The sequence below is a fragment of the Arthrobacter zhaoguopingii genome, from assembly GCF_009828595.1.
Taxonomy (GTDB): Bacteria; Actinomycetota; Actinomycetes; order Actinomycetales; family Micrococcaceae; genus Arthrobacter_D; species Arthrobacter_D zhaoguopingii.
This window is the reverse complement of sequence record NZ_WPNY01000018.1, coordinates 1-13,661: the sequence shown is the minus strand read 5'-3', so window position 1 is coordinate 13,661 and position 13,661 is coordinate 1. Positions and strand designations below refer to the sequence as shown.

Annotated in this window: 11 protein-coding genes and 1 tRNA gene; 6 read left to right on the top strand and 6 right to left on the bottom strand. The window is 67.1% G+C overall.

What is annotated here, in order from left to right; all coding sequences use genetic code 11:
* Positions 1 to 3: 3 nt before the first annotated feature.
* Positions 4 to 1,101, top strand: coding sequence for a VIT1/CCC1 transporter family protein (locus GVV86_RS17055; RefSeq protein WP_246199882.1), 1,098 nt, complete (start codon positions 4 to 6; stop codon positions 1,099 to 1,101).
* A gap of 40 nt (positions 1,102 to 1,141) precedes the next feature.
* Here the strand turns inward: GVV86_RS17055 and GVV86_RS17050 are convergent, their stop codons facing one another.
* The 5 genes from GVV86_RS17050 to GVV86_RS17030 all read right to left on the bottom strand — a co-directional run bounded on the left by GVV86_RS17050 (position 1,142) and on the right by GVV86_RS17030 (position 8,118).
* Positions 1,142 to 1,606 (bottom strand): SRPBCC family protein, encoded by a 465-nt coding sequence (locus GVV86_RS17050; RefSeq protein ID WP_159620349.1) that lies wholly within the window; start codon positions 1,604 to 1,606, stop codon positions 1,142 to 1,144.
* A gap of 120 nt (positions 1,607 to 1,726) precedes the next feature.
* Complete coding sequence (gene sucD / locus GVV86_RS17045; protein WP_159620348.1) at positions 1,727 to 2,629, bottom strand: succinate--CoA ligase subunit alpha; 903 nt, start codon at positions 2,627 to 2,629, stop codon at positions 1,727 to 1,729.
* A 12-nt stretch (positions 2,630 to 2,641) separates the two neighbouring features.
* Positions 2,642 to 3,808: an ADP-forming succinate--CoA ligase subunit beta gene (gene sucC, locus GVV86_RS17040; RefSeq protein ID WP_159803492.1), complete on the bottom strand. Its 1,167-nt coding sequence runs from the start codon at positions 3,806 to 3,808 to the stop codon at positions 2,642 to 2,644.
* 153 nt (positions 3,809 to 3,961) lie between these two features.
* Positions 3,962 to 6,412 carry a DNA helicase PcrA gene (pcrA, locus tag GVV86_RS17035; protein WP_159803491.1) on the bottom strand — a complete coding sequence of 817 codons (2,451 nt, stop codon included), beginning with the start codon at positions 6,410 to 6,412 and terminating at the stop codon, positions 3,962 to 3,964.
* A 143-nt stretch (positions 6,413 to 6,555) separates the two neighbouring features.
* Complete coding sequence (locus GVV86_RS17030) at positions 6,556 to 8,118, bottom strand: alanine/glycine:cation symporter family protein (RefSeq protein WP_159620342.1); 1,563 nt, start codon at positions 8,116 to 8,118, stop codon at positions 6,556 to 6,558.
* A 249-nt stretch (positions 8,119 to 8,367) separates the two neighbouring features.
* Here GVV86_RS17030 and GVV86_RS17025 point away from each other — a divergent pair.
* Together GVV86_RS17025 and GVV86_RS17020 are read left to right on the top strand one after the other, a co-directional pair.
* A tRNA-Arg gene (locus GVV86_RS17025) sits at positions 8,368 to 8,441 on the top strand.
* Between the two features lie 46 nt (positions 8,442 to 8,487).
* Entirely contained in the window at positions 8,488 to 8,925 is a 438-nt protein-coding gene (locus GVV86_RS17020; protein ID WP_159620340.1) for an NUDIX hydrolase, read from the top strand.
* Here GVV86_RS17020 and GVV86_RS17015 read toward each other — a convergent pair.
* Positions 8,900 to 10,819, bottom strand: coding sequence for an ABC transporter ATP-binding protein (locus GVV86_RS17015; RefSeq protein ID WP_159620338.1), 1,920 nt, complete (start codon positions 10,817 to 10,819; stop codon positions 8,900 to 8,902). The genes GVV86_RS17020 and GVV86_RS17015 overlap by 26 nt on opposite strands.
* Before the next feature lie 242 nt (positions 10,820 to 11,061).
* Here GVV86_RS17015 and GVV86_RS17010 point away from each other — a divergent pair, with 242 nt between their 5' ends.
* The 3 genes from GVV86_RS17010 (at position 11,062) to GVV86_RS17000 (ending at position 13,450) form a co-directional block, all read left to right on the top strand.
* Positions 11,062 to 11,883, top strand: coding sequence for an amino acid ABC transporter substrate-binding protein (locus tag GVV86_RS17010; protein ID WP_159620336.1), 822 nt, complete (start codon positions 11,062 to 11,064; stop codon positions 11,881 to 11,883).
* A gap of 129 nt (positions 11,884 to 12,012) precedes the next feature.
* Positions 12,013 to 12,672, top strand: coding sequence for an amino acid ABC transporter permease (locus tag GVV86_RS17005; protein ID WP_159620334.1), 660 nt, complete (start codon positions 12,013 to 12,015; stop codon positions 12,670 to 12,672).
* Positions 12,659 to 13,450 carry an amino acid ABC transporter ATP-binding protein gene (locus GVV86_RS17000; RefSeq protein ID WP_159620332.1) on the top strand — a complete coding sequence of 264 codons (792 nt, stop codon included), beginning with the start codon at positions 12,659 to 12,661 and terminating at the stop codon, positions 13,448 to 13,450. Before GVV86_RS17005 ends, GVV86_RS17000 begins: the two co-directional genes overlap by 14 nt.
* Positions 13,451 to 13,661: the final 211 nt, after the last annotated feature.

Here is a 13,661-nt window from a genome sequence, read left to right as displayed (position 1 = left end):
TCAGTGAAAGCCGCTCAATCCGGGCACGATCCCCGCGACCTCAAGCGCTGGCGCCAGTACCTCGCCGACGAGCGCGCCGAGGCAGCCACCTACCGGGACCTCGCCCGGCGCCGGAGCGGCGAGGAACGCGACATCCTGCTCGCCCTCGCCGATGCCGAGGGCCGCCACGAAGCGCACTGGCTGAAGCTGCTCGGCGACGAGGCGGGACGCCCGGTCCGCCCTTCGGTGCGCAACCGGTTGCTGGGGCTGCTGGCACGGCGGTTCGGCTCGGTGTTTGTCCTCGCCCTGGCCCAGCGGGCCGAAGGACGCTCCCCCTATGCGGCCGATCCCACCGCGACCAGCGCGATGGCCGCCGACGAGCAGATCCACGAGGAGGTGGTCCGGGCGCTGGCGACCCGCGGCCGGAACCGCCTCTCGGGGAACTTCCGGGCCGCAGTCTTCGGCGCGAATGACGGCCTCGTCAGCAACCTTGCGCTCATCATGGGCATCGGGGCGACGGGGGTTTCCACCGGGTTGATCCTCGTCAGCGGCCTTTTCGGCCTGCTGGCCGGCGCCCTCTCGATGGGTGCCGGGGAGTATGTCTCGGTCCGCTCCCAGCGGGAGCTCCTGTCGGCGACCCGTCCCACGCAGGTCACGCTGACTGCCTCCAAGGAACTCGACATTGCGGCCAACGAGCTGGTGCTGGTGTACCGGGCGCGGGGAATGACCCCTGAGGCCGCCACGCACCGCGCCGAGGAACGCATGGGGCTCGCTGCCTGCGACTGTGACCCGAGCTTCTCCCTGCAGCCGGATACCGACCCGTCGGAGGACGCCCACGAACAGGTCGGCACCGGGCTGGGCGCTGCGGCCTCGAGCTTTTGCTTCTTCGCCTCGGGAGCGGTGATTCCGGTCCTCCCTTACCTCGTGGGCCTCACGGGCCTGGCCGCCGTCGTCACGGCGTGCGTCCTCGTCGGGCTGGCGCTGCTGGCCACCGGCGCCGTGGTGGGGCTGCTGTCGGGTGCCTCCCCGCTGAGGCTCGCGCTGCGCCAGCTCGCCATCGGGCTGGGCGCCGCGGCAGCCACCTACCTGTTGGGAATGCTCTTCGGCACAACCGCCCTCTAGCGCTCAGCCGGAGGATCCCCAGGGGAGCATCCTGCGGCGGTCAGGGCCGCCCGGTGACGTACTCGTCGAGGCGGACCAGGGTCTTTTCGATGCTCGCCGGGTGCCGGCGCGGGAATCCCGCGAGCAGCAGGACCAGCTTCCAGGGCACCGGCCGGGCGTCCCACTGCTCGGTGACGAGGGTGGATTCCCCGCGCGGTTCGAGGACGTAACGCCACACGTGGCGGGAGAAGTGGCGCCAGGCGATCCGGCGCCCCTCCTCGAATTCGACAACCCGGTTGAGGATCCGGTAGCGGGGCCCGAGCTTCATGTTCATGCCGAACCGGGCGCCTGCCGAAAGCCGGGCCGGGCCACCGGGTTGTTCCCCGCGGACAGTGCCTGAGCCGTCGATCACGCTGTGAAGTGCCGGGGTGGCGAGCACTTCGAAAATGCGCGCGGCGGGCGCCTTGATCAGGCGGCTGCGGGTGATGAGGTAGCGGGAACCGGCGGACGCCGGCGTCGTTGTCATGCGCCCATCGTGTCATGGGAGCGGCACAGCATGCTCCGGCGACGGCACCTCCTGCGTGCGTACGCGAAAAAGCCCCGGACCGCAGCGGTCCGGGGCTTTTCTGCCTGAAGGGCTGGAGAGCTAGAGCGTGGCGTAAACCTCGCGCAGCAGGCGTGCGGTCTCGGACGGGCTCTTGCCCACCTTGACGCCGGCGGCCTCGAGGGCCTCCTTCTTGGCCTGGGCGGTTCCGGCGGAGCCCGAAACGATGGCACCTGCGTGGCCCATGGTCTTGCCCTCCGGGGCGGTGAAGCCTGCGACGTAGCCGACGACCGGCTTGGTCACATGGGCCTTGATGTACTCGGCCGCACGCTCTTCGGCGTCGCCGCCGATTTCGCCGATCATGACGATGGCCTTCGTCTCCGGGTCGGCCTCGAACGCCGCGAGGGCGTCGATGTGGGTGGTGCCGACGATGGGGTCGCCGCCGATGCCGATGGCCGTCGAGAAGCCGAGGTCACGCAGCTCGAACATCATCTGGTAGGTCAGGGTGCCGGACTTGGAGACCAGGCCGACGCCGCCCTTGCCGGTGATGTTCGCGGGGGTGATGCCTACCAGGGACTCCCCCGGGGTGATGATTCCGGGGCAGTTCGGGCCGATGATGCGGGTGACCTGCTTGCCGTCGGCGTCGACCTTGGACTGGGCGAGGGCCCAGAACTCGGCGGTGTCCTGCACGGGGACGCCTTCGGTGATGACGACGACCAGGCCGAGGCCGGCCTCGATCGCCTCGACGACGGCGTCCTTGGTGAAGGCCGGCGGCACGAACACGATGGAGACATCCGCACCGGATTCGGCGACGGCTTCCTTCACTGTGCCGTAGACCGGCAGGGTGACGTCGCCGTGGGTCACGGTGGTGCCGGCCTTACGGGCGTTGACGCCGCCGACGACCTGGGTACCCGCCGCGAGCATCAGTGCGGTGTGCTTGGTGCCCTCGCCGCCGGTGATGCCCTGGACGATCACCTTTGAGTCTTTATTGAGGTAGATAGACATTGGTGAAAACCTTTACTTTCCGTAAGCCAGTTCGGCGGCCTTGTCGGCGCCTTCGTCCATGGTGTCGGACAGGGTGATCAGGGGGTGGTTGGCTCCGCGCAGGATGGCGCGGCCCTCCTCCACCTTGTTGCCGTCGAGGCGGACCACCAAGGGCTTGTTGGCTTCGTCGCCGAGGATTTCGAGGGCCTTCACGATGCCGTTGGCGACCTCGTCGCAGGCGGTGATGCCGCCGAAGACGTTGACGAACACGCTCTTCACCTGGGTGTCGTTGAGGATGACATCGAGGCCGGCGGCCATGATCTCAGCGGAGGCTCCGCCGCCGATGTCGAGGAAGTTGGCGGGGCGCACGTTGCCGTGGGCTTCCCCTGCATAGGCGACGACGTCGAGGGTGGACATCACGAGTCCGGCGCCGTTGCCGATGATGCCGACTTCGCCGTCGAGCTTGACGTAGTTGAGGTCGTTGGCCTTGGCCTTCGCCTCGAGCGGGTCGGCCTCGTCCTTATCCTCGAGCGCCGCGTGGTCCGCGTGGCGGAAGCCGGCGTTCTCATCGATGGTGACCTTGCCGTCCAGGGCGAGGATGTCGCCGCTGCCGGTCTTCACCAAGGGGTTCACCTCGACGAGCGTTGCGTCTTCCTTGACGAACACGTCCCACAGCTTCAGGATCGTCGCGATGACGCCCTCGTGCAGTTCCGGAGCGAAACCTGCTGTCTCGACGATCTCCTGGGCCTTGGCCGAGTCGATGCCGACGCCCGGGTCAATGGCAACGCGGGCCAGCGCCTCGGGGCGCTCCACGGCGAGCTGTTCGATGTCCATGCCGCCCTCGACGGAGCACATGGCGAGGTAGTTGCGGTTGGACCGGTCGAGCAGCACCGAGAAGTAGTACTCCTCGGCGATGTCGGCGCCCTGGGCGATCATGACGGTGTGAACCGTGTGACCCTTGATGTCCATCCCCAAGATGTCCGAGGCATAGCGGTGGGCTTCGTCGGCGGTTTTGGCCACCTTCACGCCGCCGGCCTTACCGCGGCCACCAACCTTGACCTGAGCTTTGACGACGACGACTCCGCCGATTTTTTCAGCTGCTGCTTTGGCTTCTTCAGGGGTGTGCGCCACGATGCCGGCGAGCACGGGAACTCCGTGTGCCTCAAAGAGATCGCGCGCCTGATATTCAAACAGGTCCACGGGCTAGTGTCCTTCTACGTCGAAGTAGGTTTACACAGGGAACTTTAGTCCCTTGGCACTGGGGGCCTTTTCCAGACTACCCGTTTCGTGAGGAAGGCCACACTTCTATGAGTTGTAGAAAGAATTGAAATTAAGTTAGGCGAAAATCGAGATTTATCCGGCCTTTGTGAGCGGCGCATAACGCAGCAGGAGGCGCTTTTCACCTTCGCCGAAGCGCACCTTCGCCACCGTCTTATCCCCGGCTCCTTCGACCGCGACCACGGTCCCGTTGCCGAAGGTCGTGTGGTTGACCTTGTCCCCGGGCGCCACCGAGATAACCTCCTTCTGGGGCTGGACGCGCCCGATGGCCTTGGCCGGGGAGGCCGCTGCCGCTCCGGAGCCGGACGCGCCGGATCCCCAGTACGATCCGCTGAAGCGCGGGCCGCTCGTCGGGCTGGCGTTCCAGGCCGGCAGGGACGCACCCTCGCGCTTCCATTCGATGAGCTCGTCGGGAACCTCGGAGACGAACTGGCTGGCCGGGTTGTACTGGCTCTGCCCCCACATGCTGCGGACCTCCGAGCGGGTCAGGTAGAGCCTGCGGCGGGCGCGGGTGAGCCCGACGTAGGCGAGCCGGCGCTCCTCTGCGAGTTCCTTCGGATCGGTCGCCGACCGCTGGTGCGGGAAGATTCCCTGTTCCATGCCGGTGAGGAAGACCACCGGGAACTCGAGGCCCTTCGCCGTGTGAAGGGTCATCAGGGTCACGACGCCCTGGCGCCGCGCCTCCGCCACGGCCTGCTCGACCTCCTCCGCGGAACCCTCCGGCGCGTCGGGGATCGAGTCGGCGTCGGCGACGAGGGAGACCTGTTCGAGGAAGTCCCCGAGGGTTCCCTCAGGATTGTCGCGCTCGTATTCGCGCACGACGGCGACGAGCTCGGCGAGGTTCTCGACGCGGGACTCGTCCTGGGGGTCGTTGCTGGTGCGCAGCTGTTCGAGGTACCCGGTCTGCTCAAGGACCGCCTCGAGCGCCGCCGAGGCGCCCGAGCCCTCCGCGACCCCGGCGAGGTCGTCGATGAGCTTGACGAAGCCTGCCACGGCATTCACCGACCGGGTCGCCATCCCCGGCGCCTCGTTGGCCCTCCGAAGCGCCTCCATGAAGCTGATGCGGTGCCGCTCGCTGAGGGCGGCGACCGCGTACTCTGCACGGTCCCCGATGCCCCGCTTGGGCTCGTTGAGGATCCGGCGCAGGTTGACGACGTCGTCCTGGTTCACCAGCACCCGCAGGTAGGCCAGTGCGTCCTTGATCTCCTTGCGCTCGTAGAAGCGGGTGCCGCCGACCACCTTGTAGGGCAGGCCGACCCGCAGCAGGATCTCCTCGATGGAGCGCGACTGAGCGTTGGTGCGGTAGAACACCGCAACGTCTCCGGGGCGCAGGTTCTCCTCGTCCTGGAGCCGGTCGATCTCGTCGGCGATGAACCGGGCTTCCTCGTGTTCGTTCTCCCCCACATAGCCGACGATCTTTTCGCCGTTGCCTTCGGCCGTCCACAGCCGCTTCTCGGGCCGGTTGGGATTGCGGGAGATCACGGCGTTGGCCGCGCTCAGGATGGTCTGCGTCGACCGGTAGTTCTGCTCGAGCAGGATGGTGCGGGCACTGGTGTAGTCGTTCTCGAATTCGACGATGTTCCGGACGTCGGCGCCGCGGAAGGCGTAGATCGACTGGTCGGAGTCGCCTACCACGGTCAGTTCGGCGGGATCGTCGGTGGTCTCCCCCGGCACCCCGACGATCTCCCGGACCAGGGCGTACTGGGCGTGGTTGGTGTCCTGGTATTCGTCGACGAGGACGTGCCGGAACCGGCGGCGGTAGTAGTCGGCCACCCCGGGGAAGGCACGGAACATGTAGACCGTCTGGGCGATCAGGTCATCGAAGTCCATGGCGTTGGCCGAGCGCATGCGCTGGGCGTAGCCCTTGTAGACCTCGGCGACAGCGGTCTCGAACGGGTCGGAGGGGTCGGCCGCGTCGGCGTAGGCCTCCTCGTCGATCAACTCGTTCTTCAGGGCGGAGATCTTATGCTGGATGGCCTTGGGCGCGAACCGCTTCGGGTCCAGGTCGAGGCCCTTCGCGGTGAGGGTGATCAACCTCAGGGTGTCGGCCGAGTCGTAGATGGAGAAGTTGGAGTTCAGTCCGACGCTCGCGGCCTCCCGGCGCAGGATGCGCACGCAGGAGGAGTGGAAGGTGGAGATCCACATGCGCTGGGCGACGTCCCCGATCAGTGCCTCGATGCGCTCGCGCATCTCGGCCGCCGCCTTATTGGTGAAGGTGATGGCGAGGATCTCCCCCGGCCGCGCCCGGCCGGTGGCCAGCAGGTGGGCAATGCGGTGGCTGAGCACGCGGGTCTTGCCCGAGCCCGCGCCGGCGACGATGAGCAGCGGGGAGCCGCTGTGGCGGACCGCTTCCTCCTGTTGCGGGTTCAGCCCCTCGAGGAGCTCCCGGGCGCGCTCCTCGCTGGGGCGTGCCGAGACGGGGCTGTGCGCGAGTGCCGGATCGGACGACGCGGAGACCTGCCCGCCCCGTGGCTGTTTCGAACCTGGGTTCTTGGGCGCGGGGTACGGGTCGAAAAGCATATCCATGGTGCCCACCAGTCTAGGCGGTGGGGCTGACACGCACCGCCCCGGCATGCTTTCGGCGGACAGGAAAGCGCCTGCCGGCAGATCTCCGCCGGCAGGCGCTTTGGGTTGGGAATCTATTCCGGCCGCAGGACCGGGTGGAACTGCTAGCGGGGGCTCCGCATGTCTTCGGGTTCGATGCCGAGTTGCGCGAGCTTGCCGCTCTTGCGGTCGGCGAGGTATTCCTTCATCTCGCGCTTGATGACCGGCAGCAGCAGGTACACACCGAGCAGGTTCACGAAGGCGCAGACGAACAGGGCGGCGTCGGCGAAGCTGATGACCTGGCTGAAGGTCAGCACGCAGCCGGCGACGGTGAAGAACAGGAAGATGACCTTGTAGATGACTTCCGAGGTCTTGCCGCGGCCGAAGAGGAACTCCCAGGCCTTCAGCCCGTAGTAGGACCAGGTGATGAGCGTCGAGTAGGCGAAGAGCGCCACGGCGATGGCCAGGACGATCGGGAACCACGGGAGCACCGTTTCGAACGCATCGGAGGTCAGCGTCACGCCGTCGGGCGGGCCGTCGCCGGCCTGGACCTGGTCGATACCGGCCTGGAGGCTTGGCGCGCCGGCGATGATGATGGCGAGCGCCGTCATGGTGCAGATGATCACCGTGTCGACGAGCGGTTCGAAGAGGGCGACGAAGCCTTCGCTGACGGGGCGCCGGGTCTTCACTGCCGAGTGGGCGATCGCTGCGGAGCCGAGGCCGGCTTCGTTGGAGAAGGCGGCACGCTGGAACCCGACGATCATGACGCCCACGATGCCGCCGGCGATGCCGGCGGGGTTGAAGGCGCCCGAGATGATGGCGCCGAAGGCGGCGGGGACCTGGCCGATGTTCACGAGGATCACGAGCAGGCAGGACGTCACGTAGACGAATCCCATGGCAGGGACGAGCTTGCTGGTGGTGGCGCCGATGGACTTGATTCCGCCGAGGATGACGGCGGCGACGAGGACAGCCAGGATGATACCGAAGATCAGGGCTGCACCCGCGCTGCCGAGGAATCCGTCCTCACCGCCGGTGACGTTCTGCACCTGGGCGAAGGTCTGGTTGGCCTGGAACATGTTGCCGCCGGCGATGCCGAAGATGAGGATGGCGACGGCGAAGATCCCGGTCAGGATCTTCGCGGGAACCTTGCCGAGCTTGCTGAAGGCGATGGGGAGGTACTTGAACGGACCGCCGCTGACGGTGCCGTCTTCGTGAACCTCGCGGTACTTCACGCCGAGGGTGCACTCGGCGAACTTGCTGGCCATGCCGAGCAGTCCGGCGAGGATCATCCAGAAGGTGGCGCCGGGGCCGCCGAGGGCCATCGCGGCGCCGACGCCTGCGATATTGCCCAGCCCGACGGTTCCTGACAGCGCGGAGGTCAGAGCCTGGAAGTGCGGGACCTCTCCGGGATCGTCCTTGACCGAATACTTGCCCCGGATCACCTCGGTGGCGACCTTGAGCCCACGGAACTGGATGAAGCCGAAGTAGATGGTGAAGATGACACCGGCTGCGATGAGCCAGGCCACCACGGCGGGGAAGCTGACCTCCCCGATGGTAATTGGATAGAAGACGACCGCCGAGAAGCCTGTGGCGATCGGCTCGAAGGCCGCATTGATGGCGTTATCGATGGCGGCGAGCCATCCCACGTCCTCGGCCACGGCGTGGGGTAATGCCTGGGAAATTTTCATCCCTCAAATCAACCCCGAAACGGGCGTGACTGCAATCACATACTGCGTGTTACGGCGAAATAAAGTACAGAAAAGTGGATTTGACAAGAGCATCAGCGCTTCCTTTCGCCCCACCTCGACGGGGGAAGGGTCTCCCTGTAGGATTCGCACGCTGCCCGGCGGCCCGACAGCACGGTCCTGAGCTTTTCAGCACGGCAGCGGAAGCGGGTAAGCTGGGAGCGCTTGACAGGGGTGGATCCGCCCCGGCAGGCCTCTGTAGCTCAGTAGGATAGAGCGTCCCTCTCCTAAAGGGAAGGTCGTCGGTTCGATTCCGGCCAGGGGCACTTTGATGAAATAAGGGGCAGCCCTGCCCGAACCCCCGAGGCGGCTATGACCCACGTGCTTTCCATCGCCGCGCTGTGCCTGCTCGACGGCGCCGGGCGCCTCCTCCTCGTACGCAAGCGCGGCACCACCATGTTCATGCAGCCCGGAGGCAAGCTCGAGCCCGGGGAAACGGCCGGAGCCGCAGCGGTGCGCGAACTCCAGGAAGAACTGGGCCTGGACGTGCCAGAGGGTCGGCTTCGGCTGCTCGGCCGCTGGTATGGGCCGGCGGCGAACGAGCCGGACACCTTCATCGACGCCGCCGTGTTCCTGGGCCCGTTGGAGGGCACCCCGGTTCCAGCCGCGGAGATCGAGGAGATCGGCTGGCTGGACCTGGCGGCGGCCGGGGGCCGGACCGACCTCGCCCCGCTGCTGACCGAGTTCGTCCTCCCCGCGCTGGGCGCACCGCCTGCGCCGGAGGTTACGGCGCGGCAGGCGCCCCGCTAAGCACTTCGGGATCCTCGTCCGGCGCGGCATTCTTCTGCACCGCGAACTGCGTCCGGTGCAGCTCCGCATAGCGGCCCCCGCGCTCAAGCAGTTCCTCGTGGGTGCCGCGTTCGGCGATCCGGCCGTCCTCCACAACGAGGATCAGGTCGGCGCTGCGGATGGTCGAGAGCCGGTGTGCGATCACCATGGCGGTCCGCCCCTCCAGCGCCTCGGTCAGGGCGGCCTGCACTGCCGCCTCCGAGGTGGAGTCGAGCGCCGCGGTCGCCTCGTCGAGGATGACCACACGCGGTTGGGCCAGCAGCAGCCGGGCGATGGTCATGCGCTGGCGCTCCCCGCCGGAGAGCCGGTAGCCGCGCTCCCCGACCATGGTGTCGAGCTGGTCCGGAAGTGATCGCAGCAGTGGCTCCAGGCGGGCGCGGCGGACGGCATCCCAGATCTCGTCCTCCGTCGCCTCGGGGCGCGCGAGGAGCAGGTTGGACCGAATGGTCTCGTGGAAGAGGTGCCCGTCCTGGGTCACCATGCCCAAGGTGGAGCGCATTGAGGCGAAGGTGAGGTCACGGACGTCGGCCCCGGCCAGGCGCACCGCGCCGCTGTCGACGTCGTAGAGGCGCGCCAGCAGCTGCGCGATGGTCGACTTCCCGGCGCCGGAGGTACCCACCAGCGCGACGGTCTGCCCCGGTTGAATGGTGAAGGAGATGCCGTGGAGCACTTCCTCGCCTCCGCGGGTGTCGAGGGTGGAGACCTCCTCGAGCGAGGCCAGGGAGACCTTGTCGGCCGACGGGTAGGCGAAGCGGACGTCGTCGAACTCGATGGTCACGGGTCCCGGCGGCACCTCCCGGGCGTCGGGCTTTTCCTGGATCAGCGGCTTCAGATCGAGGATCTCGAAGACCCGCTCGAAGCTGACCAGTGCGCTCATGATTTCGACCCGCGCGTTTGCCAGGGATGTCAGCGGCGCATACAGCCGCGTGAGCAGCAGGGCGAGGGTCACCACCTCGCCGGTCTCGAGCTGCCCGCCGAGGGCGAGGGTTCCGCCGAGGCCGTAGACGAGCGCGAGGGCGAGGGCCGAGACGAGCATCAGCGCGGTGAAGAAGATGAACTGGAGCATGGCCATGCGCACGCCGATATCGCGCACTCGGGCGGCGCGGACCCGGAACTCCTCGGACTCGGCGTCGGGCCGGCCGAACAGCTTCACCAGGGTCGCTCCGGGCGCGGAGAACCGCTCGGTCATCTGCGTGCTCATCGCCGAGTTGTGGTCGGCCGCCTCGCGCCGCAGCGCCGCGAGTTTCCCGCCCATGCGCCGCGCCGGCACCAGGAACAGCGGGAGCATCACGACGGCAAGGACCGTCACCAGCCAGGAGGTGCTCAGCATGACGATGAGTGTCAGCACCAGGGCCACCGTGTTGCTGACGACCCCGGAGAGGGTGCCGCTGAAGGCCTGCTGGGCGCCAATCACGTCGTTGTTGAGCCGGCTCACCAGGGCGCCGGTGCGGGTGCGCGTGAAGAAGGCGATCGGCATCTTCTGGACGTGGTTGAACACGGCGGTGCGCAGGTCGAGGATCACACCCTCACCGATGTTCGCCGAGTACCAGCGGGTGGCCAGGCTGACGGCGGCGTCCGCCACCGCGACCAGGGCGATGACGACGGCGAGCCAGATCACCGTCTGGGTGGCGCCGTCGGCGACGATGACATCGACGACCTGCCCGGCGAGCACCGGGGTTGCGACGGCGAGGAACGCGGCGGCCACCGACAACAGGATGAAGAGCGTGAGCTTCACCCGGTAGGGCACCGCAAACGCGACAATGCGCTTCAGCGTTTCCTTCGAGAATTTGTTCGTGCGGTCCTTGGCGGTGGAGATCCGGTAGAGGGAACTCCACGCCGCGCCTTCCATGCTCATGCAGGTGCCTTCCGTTCAGCCTCTACAAGCTTAGGCGCTCGGGCTGCCCGGCTCCCGGAGTTAGCCCAAGGCACAATTTGCGACGCTTTTTCAAGGGTTCGCAGGAAAGTTCGACATCTGGCGTCACACTGGGTCGCCACCGCCGCGGAACAATGACAGGGTTCAATGTTGTTGCACATTGTAGAAGGCGGTTAACCGCGCCGCCCGCAGACACCCCCTCAAAGAATTTTAAGGACTTCACCATGACCTTCCGTCTGTCCGTCCTCGGCACCGCCGCAGCGCTGGCCCTTGCCGTCACCGGGTGCTCGGCTTCGTCCAACTCCGGAGGAGGAGGCGGCGGAGCCACCGAGGCGGCGCCGTCGACCCTCCAGGAAATCCAGGAATCCGGCGTTCTCACCGTCGGCACAGAGGGCACCTACAAGCCGTTCAGCTTCCATGAAGAGGGCAACGGCGAGCTCACCGGGTACGACGTCGAAGTGATCACCGCTGTCGGAGAGAAGCTCGGCGTCGAGGTCGAGTTCGAGGAGACCCAGTGGGATGCGATCTTCGCCGGACTCGAGGCGGGCCGCTTCGACGCGATCGCCAACCAGGTCTCAATCACCGAAGAGCGCACCGAGAAGTACGACTTCTCCGATCCCTACACCGTCAGCAACGGCGTGATCGTCACCAGCGCCGACAACAACGAGATCACCTCCTTCGAGGATCTTGAGGGCAAGCGCACAGCCCAGTCGCTCACGAGCAACTGGTACGAGATGGCCAAGGAGGCCGGCGCCGAGGTCGAGGCCGTCGAGGGGTGGGCCCAGTCGGTCTCCCTCCTCCAGCAGGGCCGGGTCGACGCGACGATCAACGACGAGCTGACCTACCTCGACTACCAGAACACCGAGAAGAACGACTCCATCAAGATCGCCGCGGAGACCGAGGACACCTCGGAGAGCGCCGTGGCCTTCAAGAAGGGAAGCGAAGACCTGGTCGAGGCCGTCAACGACGCCCTGGACGAGCTGAGGGCCGATGGTACCCTTGCCGAAATTTCGACGAAGTACTTCGGCGCCGACGTCAGCAGCTAATCCCAGAGGGCCCGCCGGCGGCTGAGCCGCCCGGCGGACCGGCAGGTGGATCCGCAATCTCCACCCGGAACCCACCGCCGGGCAACTCGACGCGGCCGTGCGCACATACGCGGATGGAAGGACGACTAAGTGGATTGGGAGCTGTTCCGGAGTTCGTTCTGGCCTCTCCTCCAGGGCGGGTTGACCGGGACCATCCCGCTGACTCTTGTCTCATTCGTCCTCGGCCTCACGCTGGCCCTGGTCCTCGCTTTGATGAGGATCAGCGGCCGGCGGCTGCTGTCCGGCATCGCCCGAGGATACATCTCGGTCATCCGGGGCACTCCCCTGCTGGTGCAGCTCTTCGTCGTCTTCTACGGGCTTCCCTCCATCGGCGTGGTGATCCCGCCCTGGCCGAGCGCCGTGATCGCGTTCTCGCTCAACGTCGCCGGATACGCCGCGGAGATCCTGCGGGCCGCCATCCTGTCGGTGCCCAAGGGCCAGTGGGAGGCCGGGCACACCATCGGCATGTCACGGCGGCTGGCGCTGCGGCGCATCATCCTCCCGCAGGCCGCGCGCGTCTCGGTTCCCCCGCTGTCCAACACCTTCATCTCCCTGGTGAAGGACACCTCCCTGGCGTCGCTGATCCTGGTCACCGAGCTGTTCCGCCAGGCCCAGGAAATCGCCGCCTTCAGCCAGGAGTTCATGCTGCTCTACCTCGAGGCGGCGCTGATCTATTGGGTGTTCTGTTTCATCCTCGCCGCAGGGCAGGGAGCTCTCGAGAAAAGGTTGGACCGCTATGTTCACCACTGATCCGGGGCGCGCCGGTGCGCCCGGCGAGGTCCTGCTCACCGCCGAGGGGCTCGAGAAGTCGTTCGGCACGAACACGGTGCTGCGCTCGATTGACCTCACCGTGCGCCGCGGTGAGGTCGTCGCTCTCGTAGGGCCCTCCGGTTCGGGCAAGACGACGGTGCTGCGCTGCCTCAACGGTCTGGAGGTGCCCGACGGCGGAACGGTCGCCTTCGCCGGCGGGCCATCGGTGACCTTCGGCGCACGGGTCTCCCCCCGGGAACTGGCCTCCCTGCGGGACCAGAGCGCCATGGTGTTCCAGCAGTACAACCTTTTCCCGCACCGGACAGTGCTGGAGAACATCATCGAGGGCCCGGTGCAGGTGCAGAAGCGCCGCCGGGCCGAGGCGGTACAGGATGCGGAGAAGCTGCTCGACCGGGTCGGACTCCTTGCGAAGAAGGACCAGTACCCCTTCGAGCTCTCCGGCGGGCAGCAGCAGCGGGTGGGAATCGTCCGGGCGCTGGCACTGCGGCCCGACCTGCTGCTCTTCGACGAGCCCACCTCGGCCCTCGACCCCGAGCTGGTAGGCGAGGTGCTCAAGGTCATCAAGGACCTGGCCGAGGAGGACTGGACCATGGTCATCGTCACCCACGAGCTCGCCTTCGCCCGTGAGGTCGCCGACGAGGTGGTGTTCATGGACGGCGGCGTCGTCGTCGAGCGCGGCCACCCGGACCAGGTGCTGCGCAACCCCAAGCACGAACGGACCCGGCGCTTCGTCCAGCGCCTGCTCCACCCGTTCTAGCGGGAGGCGCCCTGCCGCCGTCGTCGTCTCCCACCGCCGCGGGCCCACCAGCAGCGCCGATACTGCAGCTCACCACGCTTTCCCGGCGGCTGTCTCAGGTTGTTAGCGCAACACCGGTGATCAGTTCGTTGAGTTTGTCATAGGGTTTGCGCCAGTGGAGGGTTTGTCGGGGGCGGATGTTGAGTAGCGTTTGGACGTCGGCGAGTTCAGC